Source organism: Streptomyces sp. NPDC059582, from assembly GCF_042735715.1.
Taxonomy (GTDB): domain Bacteria; phylum Actinomycetota; class Actinomycetes; order Streptomycetales; family Streptomycetaceae; genus Streptomyces.
In genome coordinates this window covers 21,600-45,036 of sequence record NZ_JBHWCC010000027.1, presented here as the reverse complement: position 1 = coordinate 45,036, position 23,437 = coordinate 21,600, and the positions used below count along the sequence as shown (strand labels likewise).

Here is a 23,437-nt window from a genome sequence, read left to right as displayed (position 1 = left end):
CGGGCTCGGTTCGTGCGGACGGGCCGTGCCGGGACTGTCCGGGGTCAGACCGCCGCCGCGGGTCCCCCCGGCGGAACGGGACGGGACGGCAGGGCGCGGCGGACCTTGCGCAGGGCCCGGCGGAGGAAGGAGGCGGCCACGCCCTCGCGCCAGCCCAGGAAGGCCTCGGCCTCGCGGGGCTCGGCGAGGTAGACGCGGTCGGGTATCCCGGCCTTCCTGGAGCGGAAGTGGGGGTAGACCAGGTAGACCCGGGTGCCCCGCTTCTCCAGGATGGCAGCGGCCTGCCGCTTGGCCTTGACGAACTCGATGACGTCCTTGAGCAGGTCGGGGCGCTGCTGGGCGACCAGGTGCAGGCGCAGCCGCTCGTGGACCTTGAGCCGGTGGGCGACGCCCTCGTTCCAGTAGGCGTCCATCAGCGGCTTGGCCAGCTCGAACTTGTTCCGGCGGACCTCCTCGTCGTCCCTGAGGAACACCGGACCGAACTGCGGCAGCAGTGTGACCTGGAACGGGCGGACCATGAGCACGTCACGCTTGGAGCCGGCCGGGACCATGTCCGCGATCAGTTTCATCAGCGCCCGCGCCGAGTCGAAGCGGAGCGTGTAGCTCCCGCTCTTCGTCACGTGCTTGCCGTCGTCGCGGCCCACCAGGTAGTAGCAGGTGTGGTCGGCGACGACGGAGACGCCGTCGGCGCGCAGGTACGCCTCCATCGTGAACAGCGCGTCCTCGCCGGTCCACAGGGACTCGTCGAAGCGCATCCCGTGCCGTTCCAGCAGCGCGCGACGGAAGAGCTTCTGCGCGCTGAGCGTGAACTTGATGTTGGAGGAGTAGACGTCGGTGCGCTTGAGGGACTTGCCCCACATCGACTTGGGCGCGTTGCGGTTGACGCCCTCGACCTTGCCGAGCACGACGTCGGTGCCGTTCTCGTCGGCCATGGCGACCATGCGCTCCAGCGCCTCGGGGCCGAGCCGGTCGTCGGCGTCGAGGAAGAAGACGTAGCGTCCGGCGGCCTTGCCGAGGCCGACGTTGCGGGGGCCGCTGGGGCCGCCCGAGTTCTCCTGGCGGATCACCGTGACGGACATGGGGGCACGGGCGGCGAACTCCTCCAGGTAGTCGCCGGTGCCGTCGGCGGAACCGTCGTCGACCGCGATGACCTCGACGCGTGCCGGGTCGATGGTCTGCGCCTCGACCGAAGCCAGGCACTGGACCAGATACGGCATCGCCTCGTACGCCCCGATGATCACGCTCACATCAGGCTGCGCCACGGTCACATTTCCCCCTTGTCACGGAAAATTTCCCCCTATTGAGCTAATTGGCTACCCGGTAGACGATCGAAGGCGGCGGGTGGTTGCCTCACCCTCCTGTACTAGTGATGCACATCACAGGAATACAAGCCAGCCATCAGGTTAATACGCGACGGTAAGAGCGCGGGTAAAAACGCTTCGGCCCCCGGGGAGTCCCCGGGGGCCGAAGCGTCGCGTACGTGGGCCGGTCAGCCGGCCGCCGTCACGCCGTCCGCCTCACCGGCCGCCGCCACCCGCTGGCCGGGCACGGCCGGCGCCGGCCGCGCCTCGTCGAGCGCGACGTGCGAACGCTGGCCGACGTTGCGGGCCTCGGCCTTCCGCGCGAGGTTCGCGACCGCGGTGTTGAACTGCTCGATGGACGTCGGTTCGTCCGGCCCGAGCAGGTACCGCTTGAGCTCCGCCCGGTCCGCGGCCAGCGGGTCCGCGGCCGGATCGCGTACGGCGTCCAGCAGCTCGTCCAGCTCGGCCGCGCCGTTGGAAAGGATCACCGCGGCGCGCACCGCGGTGTTCTGCCGCTTGAACTCGTCCACGCCCAGCTCGGCGGAGTCCGTCACCGCGTACGGCTTGCCGCTGGCGATGAAGTCGGAGACCACGCTGGAGATGTCGGAGACCATCGCGTCGGAGACGTTGAAGCAGTCGTACAGGCGCGGCTCGGTGCCCTTGATCACCCGGTGCTCGGCGGTGCCGAAGGAACGCCAGTAGGCGTCGTCCCACTCGGCGCGCAGCCGGGCGATCTCCTCGTGCCTCCTGAGGTCGACCAGGCCGTCGCGAGCGGCCTCCGCCTCGTCGCCCCGGACGCTGCCAGCCCCGGACAGCGCGTCGAGCCGCGCCGCGATCCGGACCAGCTCGGCCTTCGCCCCGGCCTGGGCGGCCGGGTCGGCCTTGAAGCGCGGATCGGCGGCGCGCTCGGCGGCGGCCTTCTCCACCAGGGCGGTGATACGCCGGTGCGCGGCGCCGGCCTTGGCGCTGCGGGTGCCGGTGAACGGGTGCGGCTTGTACAGGACGCGGACCGGAGGATCGGCCGCGATCAGCTTCTTCACGATGTTCTCGCCGGCCAGGAGGAGCGAGGTGTTGCCGGGGCTGTCGTCCCAGCCCTCCCAGGTCGGCGCGTACAGGACCGTCGGGCAGCGGCCGGCGGCGGCCTCGCCCTGCCAGGTGCGGATCGGCGCCAGCTGCGGGCGGCCGACCTCCACGATGTCCTCGTCGCGTACGCCGACGTCGGCGATGGCGTAGCGGTCGCGGCCCGCGCGGCCCGCGGTCCACACCTCGTCGTACACCTTGCTGAACGGGTTGACGCTGGCGAGCTTGTCGCTGTCGCCGTGGCCGATGAAGACGTGCTTCATGGTGGGCACGCGCAGCATGTGGATGTTCTTGCCGACGTTCGCCGCGTAGAGCGTGACGCGCACGGTGGACAGGTCCAGGTTCATCAGGTGCACCCCTCCGGGCACGCAGATGACGGGGACCGTGGAGGGGGCCAGGTTCTCCAGGATGACGCGCTCGCGCAGGATGATCAGCGGCCGGCTGTCCAGCCGCTCCATCGTCTCCAGCCACATGTTGAGCTGGTAGGCGGAGTCCTTGGAGCCGGAGAAGTACAGCACCGTCTGCGGCCGGTACTCGCGCAGCCAGGCACTGATGGCGCCCAGCACCTTGTCGGCCTTCGGCGGGATCCGCGTGCCGCGCAGGTACGGCAGCAGCGCGGCGACGTACAGCGCGGCCAGGACCACGGTGACGCCGATGCCGACGGCGCCGGCCACGGCCGAGCCGGTGACCGCGGAGACCAGCAGACCGACGACCGCCGCGATGTCGAGGTGGAGCATCTTCTCGGCGGAGCGGTCCAGCAGGAAGCGCGGCGGGGCGTCCGGGATGCGCACGCGGGAGACCAGGTCGACGTTGCGGGTGACGACCGGCATACGGCGGCGGTTGCTGATCAGGGTCGCCAGCGCGCCGTGCGGGGCCTGGAGGCCGTAGAACACGATGAAGCAGGCGATGGCGCCGTAGAAGACCAGGTCTTCCGCGAGGTCCAGGCGGGCCAGCAGCAGGACCAGGAGCAGCTGCCGGATCAGGAAGCGGATCGACAGACCGGCCCGCACCTTGCTCAGGCGGCTGACGAGATAGCTGCCCTTGTGGTGCAGATAGTGGTCCGCCAGGTACGTCACGGCGGCCGCGGCCGCGAAGGCGGGCACGCTCGGGACGAGCGCGGCCAGCATGAGGCAGGGGAAGCCCAGCATCATGAGGGCCGCCGCGGCCAGCTCGGCCACGCTGCCCACCCGGGCGACGCGAATAGCTGTGGATATCACGGAGGAACCTGCTCTGGGAGGGGTGCTGGTTGTCTGGACCGAATCAGGAGTCCGGAAGGTACCGGAAATTCACCTTGTGAAGGATATGGGAGTTTTACAGATTCAGGCCTCTGCGAATGCCGGGTGAACGGGCAACCACAGAGGCCTGAATGGCAGAAGACTAATTGCCGCCAATTATGCCACGCCGTCCTGACGGTCCAGGACACTGGCCAACGCCTGCTCGAACCCGGACGCCTTGCCGGCCGGCGCCGTCGGGTCCTGCTGGCGGACGTCGATGACGTGTCCGGTCAGCTCGGACAGCAGTACATCGAGCGAGGTGCGGGCGACCGCCTCGGAGGAGAGCAGGGTGCCCGAGGGCTCCTGGCCGAAGGCCTTGGTGCGCATCGGGGTGGCGGTGCGCTCGGGGTTGACGCAGTTGACGCGGATGCCGTCGCCGGCCCACTCGTCGGACAGGGCCTGGGTGAGGTTCACCATCGCGGCCTTGGTGGAGGAGTAGAGGCTGTACTCGGCGCGGCCGCGGGTGTAGCTGCTGGAGGTGTACAGCAGCAGCTGGCCCTTGGTCTCGGAGAGGTACTTGTACGAGGAGCGGGCGATCTGCACCGGCGCCAGGTAGTTGACCTTCAGCGCCTCCTCGATGGTGGCGTTGTCGGTCTCGGCCAGCTTGCCGATGCGCAGCACGCCCGCGGTGTTGACGACGTAGTCGATGCGCCCGGTCTCGGCGTACGCCTTGGACAGCGCGTCGTCGACCTCCTCCGGGTTCTCCACATGGGTGCCGGTGGTGGAACGGCCCAGCGCGTACACGTGCGCGCCGTAGGCCCCGGCGAGTTCGGCGATGTCCTTGCCGATGCCGTAGGAGCCGCCGAAGATGACGATCGTCCGGCCGGTGAGCAGCTCGCGGTAGGCGTCCTCGTCCCGCTGCTCCGGCGCGGCGGTGGAGCCGAGCTGGAACAGCTTGTCGGCGATGAAGACGTCGACCGGCTGGGTCACCTTCATGTTGTACTCGTCACCCGCGACGACGTGGATCGGCACGTCCGGCAGGTACTTGAGCACGACGGAGCAGTCGTCGGTGGCCTGGAAGTTCGGGTCACCGGCCGCGACCTCGTAGGCCCGGCGGATGGTGGACAGCTTGAAGGCCTGCGGGGTCTGACCGCGGCGCAGCCGGGAGCGGTCCGGGATCTCGGTGATGAACTCGCCGTCCTCGCCGTGCGTGCGCGTGACGATGATGGTGTCCGCGGACGGGATGGCGACGTCGACGGCCTGGTAACGCTCCAGCGCCGCAACGCAGTCGTCGATCACGCGCTGCGACAGCAGCGGCCGGACGGCGTCGTGGAACAGGACGTTGGCGTCCTCGCCCTCGGCCAGTCCCTCGCCCAGGGCCGCGATGGCCCTTTCGGTGGTCTCGTTCCGCGTCGCGCCGCCCTCGATGATCCGCGAGACCTTCTTCAGGCCCGCCTTGGCGACGATCTTCTCGACGTCCTCGACGAAGCCCGGCGCCATCAGCACGATGACGTCGTCGACGGAATCGGCGTCCTCGAAGGTGGTCAGGGTGTGCTCGATGACTGCCTTGCCGGCGATCTTCAGCAGCTGCTTGGGGATCGACAGACCCACCCGCTGACCGGTGCCACCGGCCAGGATCACTGCGGTGGTACGGGGCTTGGCTATGTGCTGGGACACAGGTGACCTACCTTGGGGCGACAGGGAACTTCGAAATGGTCCCACTTTTGGTTACCGCAGTGCAAGGTGACCGACCACCGCTGCATATGTGCGCGCAACCTGTCATTCACCTTGCGCCCCTGGTGATTGGCGAGGTGCGGCGAAGGTTCCGTGATCCCTCTGGAATTGCTGTGAGTAACTCCACAGGGTACGGAACATTGCCGAGAGTGACCGGATCGAGGGTGCAGCGTCGCCGCAGCCGCTCGGGGAAGCACTGCCCGACCACCCGTACGAGCTCCTCCGACGAGGCCTGGCGCACGGTACGCGACCGGTCGGCGGCGGCCTCGGCGGCCCGGCGCGCGGTCGCAGTCTTCACTCCCCGTGGCGTCGGACTGCACGTGTTCTTCATATGCATGACGGCGCCGTTACGAACAAGCTTCGAATACGGTTCGGCGGCCAGGCCCATTACCGCGGAATTCCTAATGGAGATGCCGCAGCATCTCGGTCCGGTCGAGGATGAGCGACCGATTCGCGGTGTCCGGAACCATTTGCAGAAGATTTACCGGCAGCCCGGGCGGTGCCTCGAAGGTGCGCGTCCGCCGCAGTGCCGAAGCCGCCCTGTCGGCCGGCAGTCAGTTCCGGGCCCGGTCGTCGGCCACGACCACGGTCAGCGGCCCCGCTCATCCGGAGGAAGCCCTCTTACCGTCCGTCTCCATGGTCGACGGACGGTAAGAGGGCTTCCTGAGGTGCTGCCTGGAGGAGCCTGAAGGGGATGAGTCCCGGTCCTTTCCCCCTCACGTCACCCGCGGTGCGCGCTCACGACCGTGCGTGCTCGCGACCGTGACAGTGGCCGTCACGGTGGCCGCGACCGTGACAGGGTCCGCGATCACGACGTGTCTCACACGCGCCGCACGCCGGGCTTGCCGTCCTCGACCCGCAGCCGGGCCAGCGTCCTGGGCGCCGCCTGCTTGCGCAGGACCGTGTCCACCACCCTGACCTGTGCGTCGATGCGGTCGCGGCGGATGTCGAAGAGGTGGTAGCCGCGGTGCGCGTCGATCAGCTTCCAGTGCGGGTTGTCCGCCTTGCGCGGGTCCCAGTCGGCGTGGAACGCGGCCTGGTCCTGGTCGCCGCCGCTGGAGATGGAGGTGCCGACGAACTCGGCGCCGACGACCGCCGAGCGCGGGTCGGCGAAGTCCTTCTTCAGATCGCTGATCATCGTCAGATGCCGGTCGCCGCTGAGCACGACCGGATTGCGCACGCCCGCGAACTCCCCGAGCAGCGCGTTGCGTTCGACCTGGTAGCCGTCCCAGGCGTCGTAGTACCAGAGCTTGCCCTCGCCGAGCTGGAGATCGGTCTCGGCCATCATGATCTGCGAGGCGATGAGGTTCCAGCGCGCCGGGGAGCCGTGCAGCCCGTCGAGGAGCCACTTCTTCTGGGCGGCGCCGAGCATGGTGCGCGAGGGGCTCTGGGCACCCTCCTGGCTGGTCGCCTGGTCGGTGCGGAACTGCCGGGTGTCCAGCACGTTGAGCCGGGCCAGGAGGCCGAAGTCCAGCCGGCGGTGCATCCGGATGTGCGGACCGTTCGGAACGGCGCTCGCCCGCACCGGCATGTGCTCGTAGTACGCCTGGTAGGCCGCGGTCAGCCGGGCGACGAACACGTCGTGCGACTGCTTGTCGGGGTCCTGCGGGACCTCGCCGGCGAAGTCGTTGTCGACCTCGTGGTCGTCGAAGGTGACCACCCAGGGGGCGGCGGCGTGCATCGCCTGGAGGTCCGGGTCGGAGCGGTACTGGGCGTACCGGTTGCGGTACTGCGCCAGGGTGTACGGCTCCCCCGTGCCCTCGTGCCGCCGTACGGCCGTGGTGGCCGGCGCGGACTCGTAGATGTAGTCGCCGACGAAGACGACGAGGTCCGGGTCCTGCGCGCGCATGTCGGCGTACGGCGTGAAGTAGCCCTGTTGCCAGTTCTGGCAGGAGGCGAGCGCCACACGCAGGCCACGGGCGGTCCAGTTGGGTGCGGTGCGGGTGCGGCCGCGGGGCGAGATCTGCCCGCCGGCGCGGAAGCGGTACCAGTACGTGCGCCCCGGGCGCAGCCCCCGCACATCCACGTGAACGCTGTGCCCGTACTCGGGCCGTGCTTGGGCGGTGCCCCGACGCACGCCGGTGGCGAACCGGCCGTCCTCCGAGATCTCCCACTCCACCGGGACCGCACGGGCGGGCATGCCGCCGCCGTGCAGCGGGTCGGGGGCGAGCCGCGTCCACAGCACGATCCCGTCGGGCAGTGGATCACCGGAGGCGACACCGAGCCGGAACAGTCCTGCGGGCAGTGGGGGTTGGGCGGCGCTGGCGGTGGCCGGAAGCCACAGCTGCGCGGCGGCCGCGGCACCGAGCGCGGCGGCTCCGGCCGTCAACAGGCGGCGACGGTCGGGCGATACGGGTCCGGTCACATCGGTCATCGGGCGAACTCCCCTGCCTCGCCGGCCTCTTGGACATTCGGAAGCTCCCACGGGCGGCAGGTCGGTCCGCTGAACAGCGCACTGCACGTGCATGACAAGTAGGCAGACAAGAAGGACCCCGTTGCGGGGCGGCGAAGGCGAGACGAACGTGATCTTGCCGCAACGGGTCCTGCGGACCGTCGGTGGACAGTCCGGAGCGTGCTGTCAGCTCAGGCCGGACCCGACCGGCGCACGCAGGAGCCGTTCCGGAGGGACTCCGGAACGGCTCCTTGAACTTCTGGGAAGGCCTGGTGGGTGAAGCCGGGCCCGGGGGGTCTAGAACGGCTCGAAGTCGTCGAACTCCCTGGACGCCTCGTCCCGCTCCGCGTCCCGGTCCCGGCGCCGCTGCGCCGCGGGCCGCGGCTCCTCGAGGCGGTGGTCCTCACCGCGTCGGCCGAGCATCTCCGCGCCCGCGGTGACCGAGGGCTCCCAGTCGAAGACGACCGCGTTGTCCTCGGGGCCGATGGCGACGCCGTCGCCGGAGCGGGCGCCCGCCTTCATCAGCTCCGCCTCCACACCGAGGCGGTTGAGCCGGTCGGCGAGGTAGCCCACGGCCTCGTCGTTGTTGAAGTCGGTCTGCCGCACCCAGCGCTCGGGCTTCTCGCCCCGCACGCGGAACAGGCCGTCCTCCTCCAGGCTGACGGTGAAGCCGGCGTCGTCGACGGCCTTGGGCCGGATGACGATCCGCGTGGCCTCTTCCTGCGGGCGGGCGGCACGCGCCTGCCCCACCAGTTCGGCGAGCCCGAACGACAGCTCCTTGAGCCCCATGTGCGCCACCGCGGACACCTCGAAGACGCGGTAACCACGCGCTTCGAGCTCCGGGCGCACCATGTCGGCGAGGTCCTTGCCGTCCGGTACGTCGATCTTGTTCAGGACGACGATGCGCGGACGGTCGCCGAGGCCGCCGTACTGCCGCAGCTCCTCCTCGATGATGTCGAGGTCGGAGACCGGGTCGCGCTCGGACTCCAGGGTGGCCGTGTCCAGCACGTGCACGAGCACGCTGCACCGCTCCACGTGCCGCAGGAACTCCAGGCCGAGCCCCTTGCCCTGGCTGGCGCCGGGGATGAGCCCCGGGACGTCGGCGATGGTGTAGACGGTCGAGCCGGCGGTCACGACGCCCAGGTTCGGGACGAGGGTGGTGAACGGGTAGTCGGCGATCTTGGGCTTGGCGGCGCTCAGCACGGAGATCAGCGAGGACTTGCCCGCGCTCGGGTAGCCGACCAGCGCCACGTCGGCGACGGTCTTCAGCTCCAGGACGATGTCCCCGAGGTCCCCGGGCTCCCCGAGCAGCGCGAATCCGGGCGCCTTGCGGCGGGCGGAGGACAGCGCCGCGTTGCCGAGGCCGCCCCGGCCGCCCTGGGAGGCGATGTAGGACGTCCCGTGCCCGATCAGGTCGGCGAGCACGTTGCCCGCCTTGTCCAGGACGACCGTGCCGTCCGGGACCGGCAGGACCAGGTCCTGTCCGTCCTTGCCGGAGCGGTTGCCGCCCTCGCCGGGCTTGCCGTTGGTGGCCTTGCGGTGCGGGGAGTGATGGTAGTCGAGGAGGGTGGTCACGGACTGGTCGACGGTGAGGATGACATCCCCGCCGCGTCCGCCGTTGCCGCCGTCCGGGCCGCCGAGCGGCTTGAACTTCTCCCGGTGTACGGAGGCACAGCCGTGGCCTCCGTTACCCGCGGCGACATGCAGTTCGACGCGGTCCACGAAGGTGGTCATGGTGGGGTGCCTCCAGCACTTCGGTCATACGTACGGTCTTTTTCGGCGCCGGCCCGATGACGGCCGGCCTCTCTCCTGCGTAACACGCGAAAGGCGGACCCGCCTTCCCGAACGGGAAGTGAGGTCCGCCTCGCGAAAGCTTCCGATCAGGCGACCGGAACGATGTTCACGACCTTGCGGCCACGGAACGTCCCGAACTCCACCGCACCGGGGAGCAGCGCGAACAGCGTGTCGTCGCCGCCACGGCCGACGCCCGCGCCCGGGTGGAAGTGGGTGCCGCGCTGGCGGACCAGGATCTCACCCGCGTTGACGACCTGACCGCCGAAGCGCTTCACGCCGAGCCGCTGGGCATTGGAGTCGCGACCGTTCCGGGTGGACGATGCGCCCTTCTTGTGTGCCATGTCTCCTCAGTCCCTTACTTCGCAGCCGCGGGGATCTCAGTGACCTTGATCGCCGTGTACTGCTGGCGGTGGCCCTGACGACGGCGGTAGCCGGTCTTGTTCTTGTAGCGAAGGATGTCGATCTTCACACCCTTGTGGTGGTCCACGACCTCGGCCTGGACCTTGATGCCGGCCAGCACCCACGGGTCGCTGGTCACAGCGTCGCCGTCGACAACGAGCAGGGTCGAGAGCTCGACCGTGTCGCCAACCTTGGCAGTGGAAATCTTGTCAACCTCAACGATGTCGCCGACAGCAACCTTGTGCTGGCGACCACCGCTGCGCACGATGGCGTACACGCGGATCTCACTCTCTCGCTCGGGAACGGCACCCCCGCAGTCCAGTCACCCGGGAACGAACACGGACGACCTCTCCCGGCCACCTAGGTACCGGTACCCGGGAGGAAGAGGGTTTACGGGGATGTGGCGGGCCAGTCGACACGCCGACGGTCTAGGTTACGGGGCCCGGCTTGAGGGGTCAAACCGGGCCCCGTGGGGTATCAGTCTCAGCCGGTCGGTCCCGGCCTGTCGGTTCAGTTCAGCGCATCAGACGCGAAGGCACCGATGTCGTCCATCGCGTCCTCCGCCCGGCCGCCGAGCAGGGGATCTCGCAGCAGCTCCCGTACACGAGCGACCAGACGCGGGCCGATGTGGCCATGCAGCCGGGCGACGTGCCCCGCACAGGTCACCGCCAGCGCGGTCACCTGTGGGTCGACCGCGGGACCCGCGGGGTCGAGACACTCCAGGAGGAGCGCCTCGACCGAATCCCGGTCCGGATCGTCGTAGGTGAGAGCAAGCAACGCCCTGGTGGCCCGGCCGACGTCGGCTCCTGTGACGTCGGCAGTGAGGGCCGTGCGCCACGCGGAGGAGCCAGGCTTGGTCGGACCGGTCGGTGTCGACTGTCCGGAGTCGTCGTGCCTACTCAGTTTTGATGTCTCCGTTCTTGATTCCCCGGCGTAGTGCGCTCTTGGCCTTGGCCATACCCGGCTCCGTGTTGATGTCCGTCCGCACGTGGCCGTGGAAGACCTCGTTGGTTCCGCCCTTCACGGTGCAGCCGCACGGGACCTCACCGGTACGGTCGAGCACCACGCTATCGCCGGTGGTCCGGTCAATGCCCACACGGCGGGGCGACGTGTCCTTGATCTGCACAGAGTTGTCGAGCGCGTCCTGGCCGTTGGCCGGTTCGGCGCTGTTCTCGCCCCGAGAACTGCCACGCGCTTCACTGCCGTGCTTGCCGCCCGCCTCATAGATCCGCTCGCCACAGTTGTGGACGAGCAGTGGGGAGTCGCCCGCCAGGACGTAGTAGGTGTGGACGTCCTCGACCGTCAGGTCGTGCGTTCGCTGACGCCGGTCGAAGGACCGGACGGCCGTGATCTCGGCCGAGTCGCCATCAGCAGTGTGCAGTTGCATGCCCTGCACGAGGTCACCGGCTTCGACCCACTTCTTCTCGGAATCCGCCCAGAAGGGGTGGGTCGTCGTGGAGACGAGGGACTCGACCTTGCCCGACCTGCTCTTGACCGTGAGATCGACGAAGTGCTTGTCGGCCTCGGTGACGATCGTCCCGACGACTTCGCGAACCGTCGTTCTGCCCGTCTTCGGGTCGGTGACGATGATCTTGTCGCCGAGCTTCACCCGCTCGATCGGCTTGGTCTTGCCACCCGCGAGCAGTACCTTCGTACCGGGCAGGAAGCTGTGCTTCCCCTCGATCGGGCAGGAACCGCCGATGTCATCCTCGGCGCCCTTCCTCTTGCGGGCTGCCGCGGCCTTCTTTCTGACCTCCGCCAGCTTCTCCGCAGCCTTGGAAAGCCCGAGTTTCGCCCGGCCCACCGCCTTATTCGCGTTCCACAGGCCCTTGACGCCGCCGATCAGGTCGCCTACCAGGCCGGTCACCCGCTTGGCGAGCTTGATGCCCTTGGCCCACTTCCACGGCGCGCCGTACTTGGCGAGGATCTTGCCCGCCAGGCCGCCCGCGAAGCTGCCCGCGATGTTGAGCAGCGTCTCGCCGCACGAGCCGACGTCACCGGTGGAGATGCAGTCCAGGGCCGCGTCCACACCCAGGATGTCCCGGGCGATCTTGACCAGTGCCTTGCCCGCGGACTTGATGCGCTGCCTGGCGGACGCCTGCTGCTGCTGCGCCGCCGCCACGTCTCCGGACGCCTTGCTGACGTCCGACTGTGCCTTCGAGACCTCCGGGTCCGCGTTGGTGACGGGGATGCCACCGCGGCACTCGATCAGGCCTTCCCGGCACTCCGGGACGATCATTCCGCTGGGGTCTGCGTGAGTGACCGGGGAGTTGTTGGCGTAGGCGTAGCCGTTGATCTGCTGGGGTTGGGTGTAGTCGATGATCGGGTCGACCGAGATGAACTTGCCGATGGTCGCGTCGTACTCCCGCGCGCCCAGGTGGGTCAGGCCGGTCGAGGTGTCGATCGTGCCGCCGACATAGCCCTTCTCCCCAGGCCAGGTGCCGGACTTCTCGCCGCGCTCGACACCGAAGGGGTCGTAGCGCCGCTGGGAGATGGCCCCAGTCACGGAGTCGATCGCCAGCTCGCCCGTCCCGTGGTGGTCGGCGGCGATGAAGGAGAGCTTCGCCGCGGTACGGACCGCGACGGTCTGTCCGGCGTACTCGTAGTAGCGAGTGGCCTCCGTCCTGGTGCCGTCGGCCGACAGCTTCAGCTCGGTGCCAGGCAGGTAGACGGTCGTACCGGACGGGTCCTTGCGCTGTACGCGTTGGCCGTAGGCGTCGTAAAGGAAACTCGTCTCGGAACCACCGGCCTCGGTGGCCTTGGCCAGCGCACTGGTGTCGTCCCAGGCCAGGACCTGGGCGTTGCCGCCGAGGACGCGCTTGGTGGTGTTGCCCGCGTCGTCGTACTCGTACGTCGACTGCCTGTCCCCGGTCGGGGTCTTCTCGGTCACCTTGGTGACCTGGTGCGGTCCGTCACCGAGGGCGCCCGCCCCGCCGTACTCGTAGCTGCGGGTGATGTTGTTCGCCGCGTTCAAGCCGGTGTCGTGGCTGACGTCGGTCAGACGGTTGCCGATGGCGTCGGTCTCGTACGACTTCCAGTACGGGGCGGGACCGCCGAGCGCGCTCGAACCGGCGGCGGAGTCACAGGCCGTGGGGCCGGTGCCGTCCACCGGCGCGGTGGAGCCTCGGGTGCCGGAGCCTGCCGCAGTCGTCGCGGTGGCCGTGGGGGTCCAGGCGTCCTGGAGTCGCTGCCGGCTGTCGTAGGCGAAGCACTGCACGTCCGGCGCGGCGGAGTTCGCGGTGTCCGCGATGGACAGGACGTTGCCCGCCTGGTCGTAGGAGTAGTTCGACTCCTTGGCCGGGGCGGTCGCGCCGGAGACGTCCACCACCGAGCGGGTCAGCCGATCGGAACCCGTCTCGTAGCCAAACGTCTGCCAGACCTTCTTGCCACTGCCTGTGGACAGCTCCAGTTGCTGGAGCAGGCTGTTCTTGGAGTAGACGGTGTTGGTGACGTACGAGGTACTGCCCGTCATGGTCGTCGCGCGCTGCAACGCGTCGTACGTGTAAGTCACCGCCTCCGCCGGGAGGTCGGCGATGGCGGGCAGCCCGGAGCTCTGGAGGGTGCCGTCCCGGTTATACGTCGAGGTGTAGACGTACGTGCCGGCAAGCGCCCCCTGCGATGCAGGGACCTGGTACCCGGTCTTCAGCGGACGGTAGAACTCGTCCATCGACTGCACCGCGGTGGCGAAGTACTCGGTCGCCGAGGTGTAGCTCAGGTGGCCGTAGACCTGCCCCAGCCAGCCCGCCTTGTCGTACTTCGTCTCCGTCAGCTTGGTGCCGGAGACGGCGTCACCCAGCCAGGTCGTGGTGACTCGGCCGAGCTTGTCGTAGACCGTTGTCGCCTTCTTGTTCCGGCCGTCGTACGTGACCACCGGCCGGTCCAGTTCGTCGTACTCCGTGCGCGAGGTGCCCGCGTCCGGGTCGACCGACTTCGTCTTGCGGCCCAGCAGGTCGTACTCGTACCGCCACACGTTGCTCTTGGCGTCGGTGACCGTCTCCAGCAGGCCGGCCGTGTTGTAGGTGTACTTCGTCGAGTCGTAGGGCACACCCGCGTTCGGAGACGCACCGCGGTGGTGACGGATCTCGGAGACGTTGCCCTGGTCGTCGGTGATCGTCGTGGTGGGCACACCGCCGGCCGGCGGGTCGACGCGGGTGACCTCGCCGTCGTAGCTGGTCGTGGTGCGCCACTGCTCGGCGCCGCCGACCGCGAAGATCTGGGCGGTGGCACGGCCCAGGCCGTCGTACTCGAACAAGCTCTGCTGGCCGACCTGGCCGTTGCTCACGAGCTGAAGCTCGTCCGAGGCGGCGCCGGCCGCGTTGTAGGTCGCGTTGGTCTTCTTGACGTTGCCCGTGCCGTCGTACCAGGTGTCGGCGGCCATGTGCGTGCCGTCCGGGCCCTCGGTCTGGATCTGGCGGGGCCGCAGCATGCTGTCGTAGAGCTGGTACTCGGCCCCGTAGGAGCCGTCGTTCTCGATCTTCTCGGTCTTGATCGAGGTGACCTTGTCCTTGCGGACGTTGTAGGAGTACTTGATGCTCGGCGTCTGGGTCGAGGCCCGGTCCGCCAGCCAGACGGAGGTCAGCCGGCCCAGCGCGTCGTACGCGAGGTCCGTGCGCTTGCCGTTCGGGTCGGTCTGGCCCGCCGACATGCCCCAGGCCGGGACGTAGTCGGTGGTGGTGACGTGGCCGAGGGCGTTGGTGACGGTCGCCTTCGTCAGCAGGCCGTTGGTCTCGGTGTAGACGGTCTTCGTCTGGTCCGAGGTCCCGTACTGCTTGGCGTCCTTCTGGGTCAGCGGGCGGCCGTAGGTGTCGTAGGTCGTGGCGCCCGTGATCTGGTACGTCGCCGTGGTGCCGTCGTGCGCGGTCAGCCGCTCGGTCCTGGTCGCGTCGCCCTTGGTGGGCGCCGCGCCGAACGCGCCGTTGTCGTAGGAGGTGCGTTCGTCCGCCAGGACCTGGGTCTTACGGTCGGGCGTGGTGGCGCACTTGACCGACACGACCTCGCTGCGTGCGGGCAGCGACAGGATGTTCTTCGCCGTGCTGTCCGCGTACGTGGTGCGGGTGCAGGTGTCGTCCTTGGTGGTGGAGACATCGCCCTGGTCGTCGACGTTCAGCACCCGGCCGGTGCCGTTGGAGGTGTCGTACGTCGTCGTCGACTTCGTCTCGCTCCAGGTGCCGTCCGACTTCAGGCTGAAGCCGCGGCCGGTCTGGGTGCGCACGATGGCCGCGCGGGTGGTGCCCCAGCTGCGGGTCTGGGTGGCGGTGTAGTACTTCCACGGGGTGCTGATCGTCCTGCCGACGAGCTTGTCGCCGTCGTAGGTGGCGACCTCCAGCTGCTGGCCGGTGAACTCCTCCTCGTCGGTGTACGAGGTTCCCGTGGAGTCCTTGACGGTCACCGATCGGGTGTTGCCCGCCGAGTCCTTGTCGCCGTCCATTCCCTGGAGGAACGTGTAGTCGACGCGGGTGGTCTGCCGGTCGCCGGTGCCGCTGGTGACCTCGACCTTCCCGTAGCCCTGCCAGCCGCCCCAGGTGAGGTACTTGTCGTCGGAGATGCCGTCCGGCTTCGCCTTACGCCAGCCGGCGTCGCCCTGGTAGTCGTAGCGGGTGACCATGCCGTCGCTGCCGCCGGTGCGGTCGGTCTCGATGATCGCCGACACCACGTACTTGTGGAACCAGTCGGTGATCGGGTCGGTGTAGCCCGGCGGGGCCCACTTCACCGGGTAGCAGCGCTTGGTCGACTCGCCCGGCTTGGGCAGCGTGGCCTTGGTGCAGTCGGTGGGGGCGTAGTTGACGTCGAGCTGGGCGCCGGTCTCGCTGAGCACCATCGACAGGCGGAAGCGGTAGAACGGCGCGATGTTGTCGCCGATCGCGTCGACGCGGTTGGCGAGCTGCTCGCCGAAGAGGTCCACGGACGGCAGCTTGACCGCCGTGCCGACCCGGCCCTCGTTCTCGATCTTGGACAGCCACAGCGTCTTGGAGTCGTCGCCGTTGTCGGTGAACAGGTGCGTGAACGTCCAGGCGTCCACGTCCTGGTAGTTCGTGGCGTCCTTGCGCATCTGCGTGACGACCGACGTCAGCCGCTTGGTGGTGAAGAAGGTCGGCACGGGCGAGGTGCACTTCGTGCCCGACTTGCACTCCTGGTCGACCGGGACGTCCGGCCAGTGGGAGGCGTTCGCCTTGGTCCGCTTGCTCTCCGCGCAGTCGAAGTCGGCGGTGGGCAGGCAGCGTTCGGCCGTGTTGAAGACGACGCGGGCCGGCGCCTTCGCCGCATAGGCCTTGGTGTCCTGCTGGCCGTAGTCGATGCGCTTGAGGTAGCCGCCGCGGTGGTACGCGGTGCCGTTGACGTCCGTCTTCCCGTTGAGCGCGTAGTAGTTGGTCTCGCGGTCGTAGAAGTAGGACATCACGTTGCCGTGCGTGTCCTTGACGTAGTCGAGGCTCCAGCGCCAGGCCTGCTGGCAGTACGCGCTGGTGAAGGTGGCGTTGTAGCAGGGCTCACCGGAGTCGTCGCCGAAGACCGGGGCGGTCCAGACGGAGTTGGTCTCCTCGTTGCCCGTAGCCCAGCCCGGAAGGCGGTTGAGGCCGAAGTAGTACTCGGTGCCCTCGGGCGTGGTGACCTTCCAGTGCTCGCCCTTGTCGCCGGTGCTGCCGTCGTCGCCGTTGGTGGCTCCGGTCAGCTTCTCGACCTTGGTGCCGTCGTCGGCCGACATGTGCCACTCGCCGGTGGTGTCGTCCTTGACCAGCTCACCGGACGAGCCGTTGAGCATGATCGTGGCGTTGTCGAACGCCCAGCACTGTTCCGCGGAGCCGGCGTGGCCGTCGTCGGCGCACGGCTTGTAGCGGCGCTCGATGTAGCCGGGGTCGTACGAGAAACCCTCACCGACCCAGGAACCCTGGTTGTTGGTGGCCGAGGTACGACCGTCCGCCGACTGGGAGGAGTAGCCGAGACCTACGGTGGGGACCAGGCCGCCCGGGGTCGGCACCGTACGCAGCGGGTAGTTCCAGTTGAACCCGCCGGAGGAGGTGGCGACGCTCCAACTGGCCGACGGGGACAGGGCGGTCGCCTTGTACGTGCCCTGCGCGCTCGACGGGCCCGCGGCCACGGCCACGAGGGAGGTCGAGGTGGCCGCCATGGTGGAGACACCCTCGGCCGGGGCCGGTGCGGCGGTCACGTCGGCGGAGACCGTGCCCGTCTTCACGTCGTTCACCGTGGGCAGCGCCTTGGGCTGCTCGGGGCAGGCCTTGCTGCCGGGCAGGGCGACGGTGGCGCAGGCGGGGAGCTGGACGAGCTGAAGGCGGGAAGCGTAGGAGCCGCCGAAGCCCTCGGCGAACTCCGAGTAGTCGACGGTCAGCCGTACCTTCGCGGCCTGGTCCGAGCCGTCGGCGCGCTCGACGCCGAGCAGGACGCCGGCGCCGAGCTTCGCGGCGCGGGCCGGGTCGAGCACGTCGACGCGGACCTTACCGGCCGACTGCGCGGCCTTGACCTTGGCCTTCGCCTTGGTGACCTTGACCGGCAGGCCGCCCGCCTCCGCGGTGGCACCGAGCTTCACCTCGGCGCCGCCCCGCTTGGGCCACACCGCCTGGTCGAGCCCCTTGACCGCGGCCTTGCGCGCCGGGTCGGAAGGGCGGGACTTCGCTTTCGCGTCGGATCCCTTGGCGGGATCGCCGTCGTCCTGGACGCCGGGGCGGCTGGTGCGGCCCCGGTTCCCGTCGTCGAGCGCCAATGCCTGGACCGACGACGCGGACAGCGCGAGCGTGAGCCCGAGCACGGTCGCGACGACGGTCGGTCTGGGCATGCGGCGGCTCAGTGAGCGGCCACGGAAAAACATCGGTCTGCTTCCTGTTGAGAGGGACCGGACAGGTGTGCCGGGCCCGAAACGGAGCCCGGCACACAAAGGGATTGGCGGTCTGTCACATATCAGGCAGCGCTGTCAGCGCGGCCATCTGCTGCACCGCGACCGGGTCGGCCGCACCGCCGTAGACGCGGACCTCGTCGATGGCGCCGGCGAAGTACTCGCTCGCCCCGCGCAGCGAACGACCCACCTGCAGGCCGCCGGTGGCGGACCACAGGGTGTTGTCCGTGCCGTAGGCGCCGGCGACGAGCTGGCCCTCGACGTACAGCCGGATCGAGTTGGCGAAGGCGTCGTAGACGACCGCGAGGTGCTGGCCGGAGCCGCCGGTGTCGGGCAGTTCCTGGTCGTCGGTGAAGGTGACGACCTCGGGCGCGGCCACGTCGGTCTTCGCGACGGCCAGCTCCCACTGGCCGGTGGCCGCCTGGTAACGGACCTGGACGCGGTTGGCGTTGGTGCCGGGCAGGGACAGCACCGTCTGCGACTTCTCCGGGTCCAGCGAGGTGAGCTGGGCGCGGGCGGTCACGGTGAAGCTGGTGTTGCCGGTGACCGGGGCGGTGGCGGTGGACGCGTAGTCCCCGTCGCCGTCCAGGACCAGGTTGCCGTCGCCGACCAGGGCCGCGACGTCGAACAGCGGGTCGGCCGGCCGGTAGACGGAGGCGTTGCCCGCGAGGGTCAGCACCTGGCCGCCACCGGTCTCGGTGGAGGTGTTGCCGGTGGCGGTGTCGAGCTGCCAGTAGGCCTTGCGCTCCGGCTTGACGGTCATCAGCTCGGCGACCTGGGTGGCGGGCAGGACACGGTCGAAGACGCGGACCTCGGCGAGGTCACCCGTGAAGTGGTCGCGGTAACCGCTCTTGGCCGTGGCGCGGCCGATCTGCAACGGGCCGTACGACTTCCAGGTCGAACGGCGCTGGGAGACGCCCTTCGAGTCCTTGTTGATGTAGAGCCTGAGCTCGGGGCCGCCGGTCTTCTGCGCGTCGTACACACCGGTCAGCAGCACCCACTGGTCCTTGACCACGGACACCCCGGTGGAGACGGCCTTCCACTCGCCGAGCGAGTCCACGTCGTTGACCGGGACGGCGAACTTCCAGGTCGTCGCGGACGCGTCGTAGCCGAGAGTGAAGCCGGGCTCGCCGGTGCCGTCCTGGCTGACGACCGTCATGTCCCGGTCCAGCGCGGTGGGCCGTACCCAGGCGCTGACGCTGAAGCTCTTGGCGGTGTCGAGCACGGTCTCGCTGGCGTCGAGGTACCCGTCCACGCTGCCGTCGAAGCGGGCCGCCTTGTCGGCCTTGCCGCCCGGTCCGTCCACGCCGAAGGTGACGGCGCTGCCGGCCGTCGCCGAGAACTCGCCGCTCTCGTCGTGGGCTTCGGTGTCGCCCGCCTGGTCGGCGAGGTTCCACTGGCCGACGACCGGCGTGCCCTCGCTCACCAGGAATTCGTAGTGCGCCTTGCTGCTGCCGTGCTCGGCCTTGTCCACGGCGACCACGTCGACCCAGTGCCGCCCGGAGCGGGTCGGCATCCACGACACGGAGGCGGAGCCACCCGCCGCGGTCGGGGCGATGGTGGTCGTCGGGGTGGCGTCGCTGTCGAAGGCGTACCGGTACTTGACGACGTCGGTGTCCGGGATGGAGTCGTTCGGGTTGGGCGCGAAGGTGAAGGTGCCGTAGGTGCCCACGCCGTCGTGGTAGACGGTGTCGGACGGGTACTGCTTGGACAGCACGTTCGGCTTGCCGGGCCAGGTCTTGTCGTAGGTGAACTCGCAGCGCTGGGCGGGGTCGCCCTCCGAGCTCCACGGGCCCCAGCCGTCACCGTCGTAGGCCCGCGCACTCCAGTAGATGGTGGTGTTCTGCGGAATCGACGACTTGACGGTGTGCGTGAACTTGGTGTTCGCCGTCGGGGAGAGCCAGTCCGGGGTGGTGTACGAGTACGAGCCGGGGCTGGTACCGCCCCACTCCACCTTGAACTCGACCTTCACCTTGTCGGTCTGGCCGTTGCCGTGGTCGGGGTCGCTCGCGATGGCCTGGAGCTTCGGCGGGACGTCGGTGTACTCGCGGCCCGAACCCCACTTGCACAGGCCACCGGGGTCGGTGAACATGTCGGACGTCTTGATCTGGCGCGGCAGGTTGTTGTACTTGATCGACAGGTAGGCGTTGCCGCAGATCCGCTTCCACTCGGCGAAGCGGGACTCGTCGGCCGCGCGCAGGCCCAGCGTCATCGAGTTCCAGTCGCCTGCGGCGGCCGTCTTGATCTCGCTGGTCAGCTCGCCGGTCGCGCCGCTCTCGAAGTGCAGGTTGGCCTGGCTGGAGCAGGAGGTCGGGGAGATCGCCTTGTCGACGGTCTGGAGGTAGTCGTCCCAGTCGTCCGAGGTGTTGGACCAGTTGCTGGACGAGTTGATCGTGTAGTTCTTGCCGCCGATCCGGTAGAGCTGGATGGGCTCCGCGGTCGGGGAGGCGCTGTAGATGTGCTCGACCCGGGCGGAGAAGGTCGCGCCCAGGATCTGCTTCCCCTTGTAGAAGGAGAGCGGCATCGTGAACATCACGCGCCGGGTGCCGACTCCGTTGCAGGAGACCGGGTTGTAGTCGGTGGGGCACTTGCCGACGCCCGCGCTGCCGGAGTACTTCCAGTCCTGCTCGCTGGGCATCCCGGACATGACACCGGTCCAGGCGGTACGCGACGTGGTGCGCTGGATCGGGTCGATGACGACCGGGAAGACGGTGTCGGCGCCCTTGAGGAGCTTCTGGTCGGGGACCAGGCTCAGCTTGTCCTTGCCCACCTCGACGTCCAGGGGGGCGACGCGTCCGCCGCCGCCGGGGCCTTCGAGGGCCGGCTCGGGGGCCTCCGCGTTCGCACCGGAGGGAGCGGTGGTCGCGTCGGCCGTCGCGGCGGTCGTGTCGGCCGCCGCGGACTTCAGGGCCTTCGCCACGGCCTTGGGCCCCTGCCGCTTGGCGGACGCCTCCTCGACCGCGGCCGAGTCCCACATCGCAGGCTTGCCCGCCTCGAAGACCGTGCCGCCGACCTCGGCGTCCGTCGCGACGATCGCGCCGGAGGCGCCCTCCGCGACCTTCAGGCCGTCGGTCGTCATGCCCAGGTCGAGCCGGGCCAGCTTCGGGTCGGCCGCCGCCTCGGGCGTCTTGACGACCAGCAGGTGTCCGAAGCCGTCGGCCTCGGCACGCACGGTCAGGTCGACGCCGGGCAGGGCGTCGGCGTAGGTGGCGGTGTCCCCGTCGACGGTCGGCGCGGGCAGCTTGCCGTACGGCCAGCTCAGCGCGAACTCGCGGCCCGCGCGCTGCATGGTCACGAACGGCTTGCCCGCCTCACCGGCGGAGAAGGTCAGGTCGACGGTGGCGGCCTTGGGACCCCAGCTGCCGTCGGACCGCTTCACCAGTGTCGCGTCGACGTCGACCCACTTGCCGTCCTGGACCGTACGGACGGGCTCGGTGTACTCGCGGGCCGTGAAGGTCCCGTCGGGCTCCGCGAAGATCTCCCTGCGCTCGGTGCGCAGTCCGGCGACCTCGGTCTTCTTGCCGCTCTCCTTGGCTGCGGCCATGGCCTGCTGCTCGGTCTGCACGGTCTGGTCGGCGGCGACCGGCGCCTGCGCCGGGCCGGCGTCGCTGCCGGGCAGGACCGCCAGGCCGCCCGCGACCACCGCACCGGCGACGGCCGCCACGACGGCGGCACGCAGCACCGGGCCTCGCCGTATCGGTCTGTGTCTGTCTGCGGACACGCGTCCACTCTCCAGTCGGTTCATGTCTGTGTCGGAAGTCCGGTTGCCGGAGCGCGCTGTCCGGCGGGGCGTGTTGAGGCGAGACGAGGTCGATGAATCGACAAGTCGTCGGCGGATGGTGCGGGCGGGAGGGCAGGGGGGGCCTACCCCTGGGGCAGGGGCGGGTACAGGGCCGGGGAAGGGGGACGGCACGCCCCCGCTCCCCCGCTCCCTTGTTCTCCCGCTCCAGGGGGAGGGCGCTCAGCGAACGGTGGCTCCGAAGGCGACCCCGGTCGTGCCGGTCGCCGGGATGCCGCCCTCGCCGGGCTTGAACGTCTGGGTCGGCGCGCCGCCGGAGGCCACGTTCCACGGGAAGCCGTAGACCGCCCGGCCCTCGGCCGGGCCGTAGGGCACACCTACGTACAGCAGCGAGGGGGTGGCGCCGAGAGCGAGGCCGGTGAGCATGCGCGGCGCGGGTGCGGACGGAATGCCGTAGCCGGGGTCGATCCACTGGTCGGAGGCACCGGCCGCGCCGACCAGCGGGACGATCTGGACGCCGCCCTTCTCCTGGTGTTCCTCTGACGACTCCTCGCCGGGCACGCCGATCGCGAGCCGGGTCGTGGTGCCGGTGGAGGTGGCGTTCGGGGAGGTGTTCACGGCGGCGAGCTGGCGGCCGAAGAAGTCACCGGCCTCCGACTCCTGGTCCACGTCGGCGGTGTTCTGGTCGATCCAGGCGGTCTCGGTGAACGTGCCGTTCGCGGCGAGCTTGAAGACCTGCACGGCGCCCGCGTCGACGGTGGTCGACAGGTCCTCGCCGGGGACGCCGACCACGAGCAGCGACTCGGTGGTGGAGGTGGCGCCGGAAGCCCGGTAGGGGACCATGGCGAGCGCGGCGCCGAACTGGTCGCCGACCTCCTCGCCTCCGCTGATCACGTCCTGGTCCTGGCCGAGTCCGCCGAGCGGCTTGGGGTAGCCGGAGGTGAGCGTGTGGTTGAAGTAGGCCACGCCGCCCGCGAAGGTCGTGGTGCCGAGCGCCTCGCCGGGCGTGCCGACGGCGAAGTGGGTCGGGGTCGCGGCGAGCGAGGAGCCGAAGCGGTCGTCCTGCTCCGCGACACCGGCCACGGCGCCGCCGGTCTCGGTGTCCTGGTGGACGAAGACGACGGTCTGCGCGGTGCCGCTGACGTAGTAGAAGCCGCCGGCGTCCTCGATGGTGCCGATCGATTCGCCGGGGCTGCCGATCAACAGGAACGGCGTGCCGGCCGAGGTCTTCCCGGCCGCGATCGCGTATCCGACCCAGTCGTCGGTCTCCGGGGTGCCGCCCAACGGCTTGTCGGTGCCCTGGAGGAACTCGGTCACGGCCTTGCTGCCGGCGCCCAGTCCGGCGGTGGCGCCGTAGATGACGTGCACGAGTCCGGAGTCGGGCACGGTGCCGATGTCCTCGTAGGGGGCACCGACCACCAGGTCGCTGCACCCGTCGAGGTCGGCGTCGTAGACGGCCAGCGAGGAGCCGTACCGGTCGCCGGTCTCGGGCGTGCCCGGTATGCCGTCCGTGGCCTGCGAGAGGGCGAGGGTGCCCTTGCCGCCGCCGTAGACGACGTGCACCACACCCGCCTTCGCCACGCCGTCGACGACCGCCTCGGGGTCGGCGATCGCCGTGTCCCTGATGCCGTCGCCGTTGAAGTCCGACTCGGTCCCCGAGGGGCACGCGACGGCGGCCGCGGCGGGCGTGCCGCCGGCTCCGAGTCCCCATGCCAGTAGTGCTGCTGACAAAACGGCAACAGCACTGTGCCGCCCCAGTTTCCCCGCCCTTGACACAAGCACCCCGTAGATAAAGAGAGTCCAAAAAAGTTCAAGGGATCATCTCTTTGCTTGAAGTGCGCATGCAATACCCCTGATGTTCTCCTAGACATGACAAGGATCACAGGAGGCACACATGTCACGCATGGCGCCCGCATATATGCATGTCCGAACCGCCGTCCG

General features: G+C 69.5%; 11 protein-coding genes. All 11 read right to left on the bottom strand.

All coding sequences use genetic code 11. The annotated features are described in order from the left end of the window. Positions 1–44: 44 nt before the first annotated feature. A complete protein-coding gene (locus ACFV0T_RS22950; RefSeq protein WP_385782052.1) occupies positions 45–1,268 on the bottom strand; it encodes a glycosyltransferase family 2 protein in 1,224 nt (407 codons plus the stop codon). A gap of 221 nt (positions 1,269–1,489) precedes the next feature. After that, positions 1,490–3,598 (bottom strand): hypothetical protein, encoded by a 2,109-nt coding sequence (locus tag ACFV0T_RS22945; protein ID WP_385782050.1) that lies wholly within the window; start codon positions 3,596–3,598, stop codon positions 1,490–1,492. A gap of 174 nt (positions 3,599–3,772) precedes the next feature. Continuing rightward, positions 3,773–5,272, bottom strand: coding sequence for a D-ribitol-5-phosphate cytidylyltransferase (locus ACFV0T_RS22940; protein ID WP_385782048.1), 1,500 nt, complete (start codon positions 5,270–5,272; stop codon positions 3,773–3,775). A gap of 877 nt (positions 5,273–6,149) precedes the next feature. Next, the gene (locus ACFV0T_RS22935) at positions 6,150–7,703 is read right to left on the bottom strand and encodes an alkaline phosphatase D family protein (RefSeq protein ID WP_385782046.1); all 1,554 of its coding nucleotides are present in this window, start codon (positions 7,701–7,703) and stop codon (positions 6,150–6,152) included. A gap of 315 nt (positions 7,704–8,018) precedes the next feature. Next, positions 8,019–9,455 (bottom strand): GTPase ObgE, encoded by a 1,437-nt coding sequence (obgE, locus tag ACFV0T_RS22930; RefSeq protein WP_385782044.1) that lies wholly within the window; start codon positions 9,453–9,455, stop codon positions 8,019–8,021. Between the two features lie 146 nt (positions 9,456–9,601). Next, positions 9,602–9,856, bottom strand: coding sequence for a 50S ribosomal protein L27 (gene rpmA / locus ACFV0T_RS22925; RefSeq protein ID WP_150470959.1), 255 nt, complete (start codon positions 9,854–9,856; stop codon positions 9,602–9,604). A gap of 14 nt (positions 9,857–9,870) precedes the next feature. Beyond that, the gene (gene rplU, locus ACFV0T_RS22920; protein WP_007381993.1) at positions 9,871–10,191 is read right to left on the bottom strand and encodes a 50S ribosomal protein L21; all 321 of its coding nucleotides are present in this window, start codon (positions 10,189–10,191) and stop codon (positions 9,871–9,873) included. Between the two features lie 233 nt (positions 10,192–10,424). Next, positions 10,425–10,691, bottom strand: a complete 267-nt coding sequence (locus tag ACFV0T_RS22915; protein ID WP_385782040.1) for a hypothetical protein — start codon at positions 10,689–10,691, stop codon at positions 10,425–10,427. Between the two features lie 118 nt (positions 10,692–10,809). After that, positions 10,810–17,700: a polymorphic toxin-type HINT domain-containing protein gene (locus ACFV0T_RS22910; protein ID WP_385782037.1), complete on the bottom strand. Its 6,891-nt coding sequence runs from the start codon at positions 17,698–17,700 to the stop codon at positions 10,810–10,812. A 115-nt stretch (positions 17,701–17,815) separates the two neighbouring features. Continuing rightward, a complete protein-coding gene (locus ACFV0T_RS22905) occupies positions 17,816–21,478 on the bottom strand; it encodes a LamG domain-containing protein (RefSeq protein ID WP_385782034.1) in 3,663 nt (1,220 codons plus the stop codon). Between the two features lie 240 nt (positions 21,479–21,718). Then, positions 21,719–23,227: an FG-GAP repeat protein gene (locus ACFV0T_RS22900; RefSeq protein WP_385782031.1), complete on the bottom strand. Its 1,509-nt coding sequence runs from the start codon at positions 23,225–23,227 to the stop codon at positions 21,719–21,721. Positions 23,228–23,437 lie beyond the last annotated feature (210 nt).